The organism is Pantoea sp. JV6 (assembly GCF_025910055.1).
Taxonomy (GTDB): domain Bacteria; phylum Pseudomonadota; class Gammaproteobacteria; order Enterobacterales; family Enterobacteriaceae; genus Pantoea; species Pantoea agglomerans.
On sequence record NZ_JAPCIM010000005.1, the window covers coordinates 157,275 to 169,464 of the forward strand.

Genomic DNA, 12,190 nt, shown 5'->3' on the forward strand with positions numbered 1-12,190 from the left:
AGGCGTCCTCCGACAAGCCGAAGCCTGCGGATGGACGCCTTTATCCAAAGCACTGACCCCACCGCCATTGGCGGGAGCAATGCGTACTCTCTATAGGGATTAAGCAAAGGATGTGCCAGATCGCCGAAACAGCCTTAATGCCGATCTGCGGTGACGCACTGTTGAAAAATTAACCGTTTTTGCACGTTTCTGACGCAGATCACGCACAAAGGTTGTGCAGCTACCTCATCCGGGTTAGTTGCTCAGGGTCTTCGCTACCGCCAGTACCGCCTGCGCGATCTCCAGTACCCGCTTATTCTGATTCATCGCACTTTTGCGTAATGCCTGCCAGGCGGCCTCTTCTGTGAAACCCTGCTGCTGCATCAGCCAGTGTTTGGCCTGATCGATCACCCGCCGCTCGTCCAGTGAGGCGCGCATCGCCGCCAGTTCATCCGCCTGCTGCTGCAAACGCTGCGACTGTTCGCCAATCAGCGATAGCACCGAGCGCCCCAGCTGCGGGGCCAGACCGTCGCTGTCGAGCGCCGCCGCGCCAGGCAGCCAGTCCGCCCCGGAGACGTAAAGCGAAAAATTGCTGTCGCCCTGCACCACTGTTCCTGCCGCCTGCTGTTGTGCCTGATCAATGGCAGCCCGGCAGCGCTGCATCAATGTCGCCGTCAGGGCATCCTCCAGCATTTTCATCTGATCCAGCCGCTCAGAGAGCAGGGAAAACCAGTGCAGCGCGCCGGTCTCATCACAACGGCCGCCGGTGCAGGCGATGCGACGAAGGCGTTCGATGTCGCGGCTGGCCTGAGCCAGCGGCTGCCAGGATTCACACGCGGCGCTGTCAGCAAACTCCCGGAAGGTGATAAAGCTCTGCTCCTGTGCCGCAATCAGGGCGACCATCTGGCTGCGCTGGTCGGGGGTGAACTGACGCGCCGCAAAGCCGGCTGAGCCGATGGCCCGCTCCTGCCCGGCCAGTTCTTTGCCCTGCATAAAACTGAACAGGGCGATCAGTGCACGGGAGATGCCGGGATAGCTGGCGGTGTCGGCCGCCTCAAACACCAGATTGAGTAAAGTACGGATAACCTGGTTAAAGGCGGCCATCGCCGCGGCCTGATCAAGCTCACGCTGGCTGATTTGCTGGCGCAGCGCAGGCAGTCCGGCCAGCGCCTGCAGGGCAGCGGCAATCAGGTTGCAGAAGCGGCTGTAGCCGGGCTGCGCTATGGCGGCCGGCAGCGCCTGATAAAAATGCTCCAGGCCGGCGCTGACCTCCTGCTGGCGGGCATGACGTTCGGCGCTGAACAGCGCTCCGTCAGAGCAGATCCAGAGATTGTTTGCGCCACGTTCCCGCTGCAACCGATGGACCAGTTCACTGACGGCAGCCATCAGCTCGCCGGTTTCCAGAAGACGTTGCAGGCTGGCGATATCGCTCGCGCGTGATGCCTGCAGCCAGGTCAGGGCGTCCCTCATTGCTCACCTCAGTGCGGTTAAAACCTTTCAAAAGCAAAAGGCGTGCCGCTTTCCTGAAAAAAGAGGGTCTGAGCAGGGGCGTAAAATCTGATTTTGATAAGTTTCTTAACGCAAACTGATAAATTTTTTCGGCAACAAGTTATTAGTAAATCTTAATAGTTTCCAATCGGATTCATTGCATGTCAGAATGCGCGGCACTGTTCTCAACCAGTTTGTCTCTGCGATAATTCAGTTCGATTTAACTATCACATTACCTGGCGCTTTTCTTATACCGAAACCCGCCCGTAAAGCGCCTGCTATCACGCATCAGCCGCGGGTGCAATGGTTTGAATTCTCAAAAGTCTTAGGTAAACTGAATGCGTTACTATCCCGATGTAATCTGACCCTTTTTTTAAAAACAGAATTTCGGCACGATGCGGCGCGATAAAGATCGCCTCCTGGCATCGGGCCTGGCAATATGCAGATACTTTGATGAGATCACGAGGAACATGGTGAAAAAGAGTCTTGCGTTAACGCTGCTGGCGGTTCTTACCCTGGCAGGCTGTAAGGCCCCGCCGCCGCCCGTCACTGACGATACGCTGGTTACCAGCGAAATTAACGGCGTCAAACTGGTCCATCGACACGCTGTCGCGGCACCGACTGAATTTGAGCCGGTCAATCAGACCTGGCGGGCGCTTTATGGCGCATCCGTCATGACCTCGCCTGATTACGGCGGCAAAGTGGTTCGCTATCTCGAAACGGGTAAACCGTTCGAAGTATTAGGTAATGTGGAACACAGCTGGCTGGCGATTGCTGACCAGGCTGACGGCCCACTGATCGGTTATGTGCCATTAAAAGCGGGTGTAGAGAGCAGCCGTTATGATGCCACCGTGCAGAGCGATCGTCCCCGTCCCCGCAAAACGAAACAGGTCTGTGTGGCCGTCGGCGGCGCCAGCAAAGCCTGCCGGACTAACGATACCGCGACCTGGATCTTAGACTGAATATGAAATCCGGCGCATATTGCCCGCAGAACCGTCCCGGGCTGCGGGTACAGGGATTTGCCATTGGCTGGAAGATCACGAATTAATGACTGTGGAATCCCCTGCGCGTGAGGCGACCCCCTCAGGCAATGAGAATCTCTTACTTCAGGCTGCGGCGCCACTGCTGAACGCGGTGGTGCAAATTCGTCAGGCAGCCACCCACGATGACCCTGCGGGTCTGCGCCAGTCTCTGATCGATGAAATCCGCCAGTTTGAACAACGCTGTAAACAGGCAGGGCTGCCGTTTGAGATGATTATCGGCGCGCGTTACTGCATCTGCAGCGCGCTCGATGAAGCGGCGGCGCAAACCCCATGGGGCACGCGCGGCGTCTGGTCTGGCAACGGCATGCTGGTGACCTTCCATAATGAAAGCTGGGGCGGCGAGAAATTCTTTCAACTGCTGTCGCGCATTTCACAAAGCCCGCAACAACACCTCTGGCTGCTGGAAGTGGTGCAATACTGCCTGCTGCTGGGCTATGAAGGCCGCTATCGCGGCAGTGAAAATGGTCGCGCCCAGTGCGATGGTATCCGTAAACGCCTGAAAACCCTGATTGACGAAACGCGTGCCCAGCGCCAGACAGCGCAACCGCCACTGGTTGAAGTGCATCCGCTGGTTAGCACCCTCGCCCGCCCGATGGTGCCGCTCTGGGCCTGTGCCATGCTGGTCGCGCTGATCGGCTGCCTGATCTACAGCGGCCTGAACTGGCGTCTCGGCAATGCCGCCGAACCGCTGCTGCGTACCATCTATCAGACGCCGCTGCCGCAGATTACCGCGGGCCGTCGTCCCTCTTCCCCGCAGGCGCTGCTCGATCTGCGTCAGCGCCTGAATGATGTGATTGCAGCCGGGCAGCTCGAGGTCAGCGATGGTGCCTTTGGCAGCAAAGTGATCATCCCCGCAGACAAACTGTTCGCCGAACAGGGCACGGTGATCAATCCGGTGGGGCGCGCCCTGCTGGCCCGCGTCTCAACCGCGATGAAAGATGTCAAAGGGACCATTCTGGTGTCGGTGTTTACCGATGATCATCCGGTGGATAACAGCCGCTTTGCCTCCAGCTATGAGTTCTCATTTGCCCGCGCCCGCGCCATCACCCAGTTGTTACAACTGCAACTGGCTGACGGTCATACGGTTCGCTCTGAAGGCCGCGGCGACAGCGATCCGCTGCTGCCCAACGACAGCAGCGAAAACCGGACCCGCAACCGCCGCGTTGAAATCACCCTGTTTGCCGCGCCTGAAACGCTCAGTAATCATCAAGGAGCACAATAATGCGCGCCTCCCTTCGCCTGCTGCTAACGCATCGCCTGCTGTGGAGCTTTATTGGCGTCACGGCGCTGAGCTGTCTGGTCTGGATGCTGGGGCCGTTCTGGTCATGGGGCGAATCGCGCCCACTGGAACCCGTGCTGCCTCGCCAGCTCACCGTGAGCGCCCTCTATTTTCTCTGGATCCTGTTCCAGCTGATCCCGTCGCTCTATCGTGCCTGGTTCAACAGCCGCTTACTGACCCAGCTTCAGCTGTCGGGCAACGACGACCCGGCGGAACGTCAGATGACCGAAGAGCGGCTCAACCAGCGCTTCAGCGAAGCTGCGATGCAGCTGAAACGCACCCAGTTTGGCCGTCGTCACAGCGGGAACCTGCTCTCACGCTTTAACGCTAATTATCTCTATCAGCTGCCCTGGTACCTGGTCATGGGTGCGCCCGGCGCCGGTAAAACCACCGCGCTGTTTAATGCCGGCCTCGATTTCCCGCTGACCGATACGCTGGGCAAAAATGCGGTCCGCGGCGTCGGGGGCACCCGCAACTGTGACTGGTGGTTTACTGACAGCGCGGTGCTGATTGATACCGCCGGTCGTTATGCTTTGCAGGAGAGCCAGCGCGTGCGAGATGCCGCGGAATGGCACAGTTTTATCAACCTGCTGAAACGCTATCGCACCCGCCAGCCGATTAACGGTGTGATCATGACCATCAGCGTCGCCGATCTGCTGAGTGATTCAGCCGAGGCGCGTTTCGCCCAGGCCAGCGCGCTGCGAGAGCGCATGGCAGAACTGCATCAGCAGACCGGTATTCACTTCCCGGTTTATGTGATGGTCACCAAAACCGATCTGCTGAAAGGCTTTATGAGCTACTTCGGCTCGATTGATAAAGCGCGGCGAGATGCTATCTGGGGCTTCACGTTTAACTGGGAGCTGGGCAAGCCGCACAAAGATGACTGGCATCGCCATTTTGGCCAGCAGTTTCAGCGGCTGGAACAGCAGCTCCAGCAACAACTGGCGGAGCAGATGACCCATGAGCGCGACCTGAACGAGCGCGCTGAGTGCTTCCTCTTCCCGCAGGAGTTCGCCTCGCTGCGTCCACTGCTGAACGAATATCTGGATATCGTTTTTTCTGATCACCAGGATGCGGTCGCCTGGAGCCCGCGCGGCCTCTTCTTCACCAGCGGAACGCAGGAAGGCCTGCCGTTTGATCGGGTGATGGGTGAACTGAGCCGCAAACTGCAGTTGCGTCAGGCGGGCGATCACTCGATCGCGGCCTGGGACAGCGTTAATCGCAACAGTCCGATTCCCGGTAACAAAGGCCAGAGCTTCTTTATTCGTGACCTGCTCAGCGATCTGATATTCAAAGAGAGCGGCCTGGCCGGCAGTAATCGCCGCTGGGAGTACCGTAATCAGCTGTTCCACTGGATTGGCTACGGCGTGCTGGCAGGCGCCCTGCTGATCGCCTCCAGCCTGTGGGGCATCAGTTACTACCAGAATCAACAGTATCTGCAGCAGGTAGCCGCACGGGTACCGCTTATCCGTGAGCAAAGTCAGCAGGTGATTCATCAGCCTGCTGATAATATTTTTGATCTGCTACCCTTTCTGAATAACCTGGTGAAGTTGCCGCTCTCGGCGCGCTTTTCCCTCGATAATCCGCCGCTTACTATGCGGGCGGGCTTATACCGGGGTAATCAGATTAGCGATGCCGCCTGGGTGCTTTATCAAAATGCGCTTAAGTCTTTGTTGCTGCCGCGTGTGGCGCAGCAGATCACGAATATCCTGCGCAACGACCCGGGTGATGATAACGCCTACAGCCGCAATGCGCTGCGCGCCTATCAGATGCTCTATCAACCGCGTAATTATGATGGCGAATTTTTACGGGCCTGGCTGCTGCAAAATTTACAGCGCTCACTGCCCGATACGGTAAGCGCCCGTGACCTGCAGCAGCTTGACTGGCACCTGAGCCAGCTGCTGGATCAGCAGATTCAGTCGTCGCCTTATGCACGTGATAATGCACTGATGATGCGCAAGCTTGCAGAGAATCTGAAAATTGCGGACCAGGCGGGCGGCATGCTGGCGGTAGCGCCGCGGCACCCGGCCCCGCAATCAAACTCGCATAGCGAGTAATGGTGAGGTGAACATGGCTGCTTACACGGCCCCCGGCTGGTATGGCAAGCTGCCGTCGACCGGTGACTTTCTGCACCATCGACTGAGCGAGCAACAGATTAGCCCGTGGAATCACTGGTTCCAGCAGGGATTAATGCACTGGCATCAGCAGGCGTATTCCTACAGCGCGGACTTTCTCCATGCGCCGGTGTGGAACTTTGTGCTGCCGGTTACCGCGACCCGGCCGCAGATACAGATGGGCTGTCTGCTGCCCTCCTGTGACCGCGTCGGACGCGCCTGGCCGCTGCTGGCCCTGCACAGCTTCACGCTGGCTCAGTGGCATCCTGCTCAGCTGACCATTTCCGGCGACTGGTTTCAGGATCTGGGCGCGACACTGTTACGGGCGGTTCAGACACCGCTGAACGGCGAGCAGTTAGAGCAGCAGATACAGGCTTTACCACCGCTGCTGGTGCCGGCCAGGAAGCCCTCTGAAATCATGGATGTGATCGGTTTTCAGGATCTGCCCTGCACGCTGAGCTGGCGTGAAGTGGCTGAACGTTTCGACCCTCAGCAGCATATGAGCTACTGGTGGAGTAACCGCAGTGATGGTTTTGCCCACGCGACCCACAAGCACAGCGGCAACCTCACCGCGCAACTGTTTTCGTTACTGTTTAACCCGGCGGCAGGTTCACAGCCGGGACGTAATGGCCTCTATCCTCCGATGTTCGAGTGAGGCCGGAAGCGTTTGCCGTTCAATCTGGGATAACTCATGCAATTTACCATTGTGCAATGCACTACGGATGTTCCGGTCAGAAGCGTCGCGTTTCAACCGCCTGGCGGCACCATTGGCCGCAGTCAGGACAACGATCTGGTGCTGCCAGATGAGACTCGGGCCATTTCGCGTCTGCAGGCGCTGGTTCACCTGTCGCATGACGGGGAGTGCCGTCTGACGAACCAGGGCAGCGTGACCCCGGTGGAGCATAACGGCATTACCCTGGGTCGCGGCATGCAGGTCGTGCTGAAGCATGGCGATGCGTTGCGCATCGGTGACTATGCGCTGGAAGTACGAGACCCCGCCTGCCACGACACGCAGAGCGATCCGCTGGCGCTGTTTGCTGGCGACAGCGCTCAGCCCGCAAATCCGCTGGGCATCCACGAACATCATGAGGTTGAGGACCGGCTGCTGGTCAGTGAGGCAACGCCCTCACGCCACGAGCGCCACAACGATGCGCGACTGGCTATCGATCCCCAGGCCAGCGAGCCGCGTCGGGCGCTGACGGCGCAGCCGGTGGATCAGGATCGGCTGATCGCCGCACTGCTGGAGGGGATGGGGCTGAGCAACGGTCACGCCACGCCGGTGGATGAAGAGCAGATGCGCATTACTGGCCGGATGCTGAGCCTCTTTTCCCAGGGCACTGTCGCGCTGCTCTCTTCGCGATCCATTCTCAAGCGTGGTGTCAAAGCGGACATGACGATGATCCTGAATGAGGCCAACAATCCGTTCAAGATCCTGCCCTCCGGCAAAACCGTGCTGATGCAGATGTACCAGAGCCAGATGCCCGGGTTTATGCCGCCGGAACAGGCGGTACGCGATGCCCTGGTCGATTTGCAGGCCCACCAGCTGGGGATGATTGCCGGTATCCGCGCCATTATTGCGGCGATGCTGCAATCCTTTAATCCGCAGCGGCTGGAGGAGCAGGCGCGTGCCGATGGCGTGGTGTCAAAAATGCCCTTTTCCGCCATGAAGAAGGCGGCGCTGTGGGACTACTTCACCCGTAATTATCAGCGTACGGCCGGAGAGATCGAAGATGATTTCCATACGCTGTTTGGCGAGGCCTTTCTCCATGCCTATGACATGGAGGTGAATCAGTACAAGGACTCTCAGACGCGGGTAGATGAACCATGAAAATCGTTTTTGCCAGCCGCTGCCAGCAGGGGCTACGCGATGAGAATCAGGATCGCACCGGCGCAGAGCTGGATGAGCGTAAAGCCTGCTTTGTGGTCTGCGATGGCGTGGCCGGTCTGCCCGGCGGCGAGATGGCGGCACAGCTGGTGCGTGACACCCTGCTGAGCCAGTTACAGGCGCACGCCGACCTGACGCCGGAGATAACCCATCAGGCGATTGAACAGTGCCGCTTAGCGCTGCATGAGGCACAGGGTAAAAATCCGAAATATTCACGCATGAGCACCACGCTGGCGGCCCTGTTTATTGACCGTGAAAAACAGCGCGCATGGTGGGCGCATGCCGGTGACAGCCGGGTTTACCACTTCCGCCGCGGCGTGCTTCATGAGGTCACTCGCGATCACAGTCTGGCCCAGCAGCTGAAAGAAGCGGGCTATGAAAATACCGGCATTAACAGTAATTTACTCTATAATGCGCTCGGCGCTGAACCGCCTCGCTTAGTGAGCTTTTCGCAGGAGATTGCGCTGGAGGATGGCGACGCGTTTCTGGTCTGCACCGATGGCTTCTGGCTGAATCTGGCCAGTCATGAAATGGAACAGGCGCTGCGCATGGTGAATGCCTGCGAAGAGTGGCTGGCTCTGATGGAACAGGCGGTGAGCCGCAACGTTAAGAAAGATAATCTCAGCGCACTGGCGGTCTGGATTGGTGAGCCGGAGGAGGCAACGCTGCTCTATTCACTGGCTGATTCGGCGCGCTTTCTGCCGCCTCGTTTTTGATTCCAAGGATCCTTATGAAACTGTGGTTGCCCGGCATCATCACCCTGCTGATTGCCTTTCACGCCCAGGCTGAAAATTATCGGGTTGTCTACTCCCCCAGCCTGGCGCTGGAGGTCTATATCGATAATGTGGTGAGTAAAGCGCCTGACGACTGGTGCAAAGAGACGCTGCCACTGCGCATCGTCTCCGGCAAAAGTAAGGATTCGGCGGTGCTGACCACCTTTTTACCGCGCGTCGGCACCCTGCTCGCTAATCAGTGCGGATTACTGGACGAGCTGCCCTGGCAGATGACCAGTAAAGAGGGTGGCGTACTGGCCAGCGGCAGCGCCAGTAAGCTGCAGAACTGGCGTCCTATCGTGATGGCAGATGCCACCGCCAGCGCAAGTGAGAGTAATGCTGCACCGCTTGACCTGTCTCGGCCCGCCAACAGTACGCCGCTGCAACATTTTGATCTCCCCAGCGGCTGCCATTTTCGCACCGCCTGGGATGAAAATGCCCAGACCCTGTTTATCCCGGATGTCAGCAAGCAGCAGTGCTCACCGGATGGCTGGGCAGAAGGCAAAAGTGAGCTGATGCTGGCGACCCCTGACCACCCAACGCCGGTGGCAGTCACCTTTTATCAGGGCTATCCCATCGCCAATCTGACGATCCCGGACAGCAAGCTGGAGGTTATCGCCGCGAACAATCAGCGCATGATTGTGACACGCCCGGATGCGAATGATAGCTGGCTGGTGCTGCCCTTTGATGCCAAACAACATGTCTGGCGCTTCAATGGTGCCCTGTTGATAAAGATGGATAAGAATGCTGCGCAGCAGGATGCTGACGCTGTGAAATCGCGAGTTGATACGTTGCGCAGCCACTGGGCGCCCTATTTCATGCCACAGCAAAAAGTGAATGTGTTACTCATCGACACCCTGCACGCGGATCTGGTTGATCCTGCCATTGGTGCCTGGCGTAACATCAATTAATTACCGCGCAGCCTGGCGAGCAGGCCGTGTACAGAGAGTTCACTATGTCGGCAAATGATAATCCGAAAACCGTTCCGAATGCCCTGCCTGACGGATACCGTTTCAATGAGTTTGAGATCAAGGAAGTGATCGGAGGCGGCGGCTTCGGCATCGTCTATCGCGCGTGGGATCACCAGCTTGAACGCACTATTGCAATCAAAGAGTACATGCCGGTGTCGCTGGCAGTCCGTGCCGCCGATTTAACGCTGGAGCTGCGCGGTGAGCGTTTCCAGAAGCTGTTTAATGCCGGGCTCACCAGCTTTATTCAGGAAGCGCGTCTGCTGGCCCGCTTTAATCATCCGGGACTGCTGCACGTGCTGCGCTTCTGGGAGCAGAACGGCACAGCCTATATGGGCACGCTCTACTACAGCGGTATGACGCTGAAAGAGTGGCAGGTAACCAGCCCGGCGTCGATCACTGAAGCCTGGATCCGCCGCCTGCTGCCGCCGCTGTTGGGTGCCATCAGCACCATCCATCAGGCCGGCTATCTGCATCGCGATATCTCGCTCGACAATATTCAGATTCAGGAGAACCAGCTGCCGGTTCTGCTCGATTTTGGCTCGGCGCGTAAAGAGATTGGCAACCTCTCTGACGAAACGGAAATCATGCTTAAACCTGGCTTTGCGCCGATTGAGCAGTACAGCGAAGAGGGTGAAGTTGAACAGGGGCCGTGGACCGATATCTACGCCCTGGGCGCGGTGCTGCATAACCTGATTACCGGTAATCCGCCGCCGGTCAGCGTGGTGCGCTGCATTGAAGATAATTATCAGCCGCTGGTGGAACGCCAGCCAGAAGGCTACTCACTGCCGCTGCTGCATGCCATTGACTGCGCGCTGGCAATGAAGCCAGGCGATCGCCCACAAACGATTGATGCCTTTGCCGCGTTGATTGATCTGCCGGTCAGTGATGTGGAAGCGGTGGTAAACAGCTTCCCGGTGCCGGGCGAGTCGCCTGCTCTGCCGGTCGAGGAGCCGGTTGAGGCTGCTGCGCCGGTGGTGATGGCGATGAATCATGCCGCCGCGTCCGCCGAGCCGGTGACGCCGCGCACGGTGCGTAAACTGTCGCCTGGATTGCTGGGTCTGGCTGCCGTGGCTATTCTGGCCGTGGTTGTCGCCACCTGGCTGGCGAATCGCCACAGTGCCACACCAGAGGTGGTTAACAACAGCTCAGCCATGACGCAGGCGCCCGCATCGATTCCGTCAGCCGCTGCCGTTCCGGCCGCGCTGGCGACCGTCTATCTTAAGCTGGAGAGCGGTGAAAGCGTGGTGCTTAACGGACAGCCGGTCGAGGTAAAACCGGGCAGCAGTGGATTTGCCGCGCTGAATCTGGCGGCGGGACAGTACAAAATTGATGTTAAGAATGGCAGTGAGACGCACACTCAATCCCTGAACATCGATAAGCCCGGCACCTGGCTGATTAATCCGGGTAACTAAGCCCGGTAATCCGCAGTCGACTCGTAAAAGGGCGCGACAGTGTCGCGCCCTTTTACTCTGGTTAAGCCCCGGTTCAGGCCTGCTTCAGGCAGGCTTGCTGAAGTGTGCGCACCTGATGGGCCAGCCGGCTCAGACTCTCCTCCTCCATGCCGCGCCGGGTCAGCTCCTCTTCCAGAGCAAACAGATATTGCGCATTCGAGCCGAGCGGGCCGCTGGCCGCGGCGATTAATGGCGCAATCGCCTCCGGGCAGGAGTCCGATTCATACAGCGGATGACGCGGATCCATAATAAAGGTCAGCGCAGTGACGCTGCGACCATCCTCCAGCTGTAATTCACACCAGGTTGGAAGATAGCAGCCGGTGATCATCTCACGCTTCCACAGCAGCGCCAGCTCTTCATGCAGCCGCTCTTCCGGCAGACGAAACGCCAGACCCGTGGTTCTGCCGCCCTGCTTCAGCGCCAGCATGCGACCGGGATGCGTGGCGGTGCCACGTCCGGCAATCAGCCGCAGGCAGAAAGCACGGTGCCAGCCCTCCAGCGAACCGGACGCCACTTCATCCGCCTCAAAAATCGGGTTCCACATCAGCGAGCCGTAACCAAAGATCCATACCGGGCTGTGATCGGGACGACAGGCCAGCGTGGCTGCCAGCGAGGCCGCGCGCTGCTCGCAACTCCAGAGCAATGCCTCTTCGATATCCCCGAACGACGTTTTACAATCCGCTTTTAATAGAAATTCCCGGGTAAGCAATGCGACCTCCTCAACGTCAACGGCGTCCTGCAGAATGGCTCCTGTAACATGATCTCCAAAACGGCGCTGCGTTTCGTTCATCAAATTGACATTAATCTATTTCCGCGCGGGGTTACAAGCGTGATTCCGGTCGCAGGTCAAAAAAAACCAGATAAACCTTATAGCGAAGATGAAAAAAAGGGCCAGATAATCCTGGCCCTTTGGCGTGAACAGGCTAGCGACGGCATTAACGTTTAGGATGCCACTTATCGTCATCACCTTTCTCATACTCTTTCTTTACGGCTGCCCAGGCGACTTTGTGCGCCACCTCTTCCCGCGAATCATCGCCGCGTCGATCCTTAGCCTCTTTATATTCTTCCCACGCGCTATTAAATGCCTGCTGATAGATATCCTGCGCATGCGCGGGAAGCACGTGTTTTACGTTGTCAGGTAAGTCGGTTCGTTTAGAGTAAGGCATAACGGCTCCTCAGTTTATGGATTCCTGTTAAGCCTGGCGCA

Annotated in this window: 12 protein-coding genes; 9 read left to right on the forward strand and 3 right to left on the reverse strand. The window is 58.2% G+C overall.

What is annotated here, in order from left to right; all coding sequences use genetic code 11:
• Positions 1-234 precede the first annotated feature (234 nt).
• Complete coding sequence (locus tag OK412_RS09780; RefSeq protein ID WP_010245817.1) at positions 235-1,449, reverse strand: nitrate regulatory protein; 1,215 nt, start codon at positions 1,447-1,449, stop codon at positions 235-237.
• 488 nt (positions 1,450-1,937) lie between these two features.
• Between OK412_RS09780 and OK412_RS09785 the strand changes: the two genes are divergently transcribed.
• The 8 genes from OK412_RS09785 to OK412_RS09820 all read left to right on the forward strand — a co-directional run bounded on the left by OK412_RS09785 (position 1,938) and on the right by OK412_RS09820 (position 10,944).
• Complete coding sequence (locus OK412_RS09785; RefSeq protein ID WP_010245819.1) at positions 1,938-2,429, forward strand: hypothetical protein; 492 nt, start codon at positions 1,938-1,940, stop codon at positions 2,427-2,429.
• A gap of 85 nt (positions 2,430-2,514) precedes the next feature.
• Complete coding sequence (icmH, locus tag OK412_RS09790) at positions 2,515-3,732, forward strand: type IVB secretion system protein IcmH/DotU (protein WP_010669997.1); 1,218 nt, start codon at positions 2,515-2,517, stop codon at positions 3,730-3,732.
• Positions 3,732-5,846 (forward strand): type VI secretion system membrane subunit TssM, encoded by a 2,115-nt coding sequence (tssM, locus tag OK412_RS09795; protein WP_033771588.1) that lies wholly within the window; start codon positions 3,732-3,734, stop codon positions 5,844-5,846. The genes icmH and tssM overlap by 1 nt, the downstream gene beginning before the upstream one ends.
• Before the next feature lie 13 nt (positions 5,847-5,859).
• On the forward strand, positions 5,860-6,558 hold the full coding sequence (tagF, locus tag OK412_RS09800) for a type VI secretion system-associated protein TagF (RefSeq protein ID WP_010245828.1): 699 nt from the start codon (positions 5,860-5,862) through the stop codon (positions 6,556-6,558).
• A gap of 36 nt (positions 6,559-6,594) precedes the next feature.
• A complete protein-coding gene (gene tagH, locus OK412_RS09805; protein ID WP_010669995.1) occupies positions 6,595-7,731 on the forward strand; it encodes a type VI secretion system-associated FHA domain protein TagH in 1,137 nt (378 codons plus the stop codon).
• Entirely contained in the window at positions 7,728-8,504 is a 777-nt protein-coding gene (locus OK412_RS09810; RefSeq protein ID WP_010669994.1) for a PP2C family protein-serine/threonine phosphatase, read from the forward strand. Before tagH ends, OK412_RS09810 begins: the two co-directional genes overlap by 4 nt.
• A 14-nt stretch (positions 8,505-8,518) precedes the next feature.
• Positions 8,519-9,472 carry a hypothetical protein gene (locus tag OK412_RS09815; RefSeq protein WP_010245838.1) on the forward strand — a complete coding sequence of 318 codons (954 nt, stop codon included), beginning with the start codon at positions 8,519-8,521 and terminating at the stop codon, positions 9,470-9,472.
• A gap of 44 nt (positions 9,473-9,516) precedes the next feature.
• A complete protein-coding gene (locus tag OK412_RS09820; protein ID WP_264353118.1) occupies positions 9,517-10,944 on the forward strand; it encodes a serine/threonine protein kinase in 1,428 nt (475 codons plus the stop codon).
• A gap of 73 nt (positions 10,945-11,017) precedes the next feature.
• On the opposite strand, the gene OK412_RS09825 is transcribed toward OK412_RS09820, so the two are convergent.
• Positions 11,018-11,692 carry a gamma-glutamylcyclotransferase gene (locus OK412_RS09825; RefSeq protein ID WP_164480396.1) on the reverse strand — a complete coding sequence of 225 codons (675 nt, stop codon included), beginning with the start codon at positions 11,690-11,692 and terminating at the stop codon, positions 11,018-11,020.
• A 48-nt stretch (positions 11,693-11,740) separates the two neighbouring features.
• Between OK412_RS09825 and OK412_RS09830 the strand changes: the two genes are divergently transcribed.
• Positions 11,741-11,929, forward strand: coding sequence for a hypothetical protein (locus tag OK412_RS09830; protein ID WP_033771581.1), 189 nt, complete (start codon positions 11,741-11,743; stop codon positions 11,927-11,929).
• Here the strand turns inward: OK412_RS09830 and chaB are convergent.
• Positions 11,919-12,149 (reverse strand): putative cation transport regulator ChaB, encoded by a 231-nt coding sequence (gene chaB, locus OK412_RS09835; protein ID WP_010245846.1) that lies wholly within the window; start codon positions 12,147-12,149, stop codon positions 11,919-11,921. The two genes, OK412_RS09830 and chaB, sit on opposite strands and share 11 nt — an antisense overlap.
• Positions 12,150-12,190: the final 41 nt, after the last annotated feature.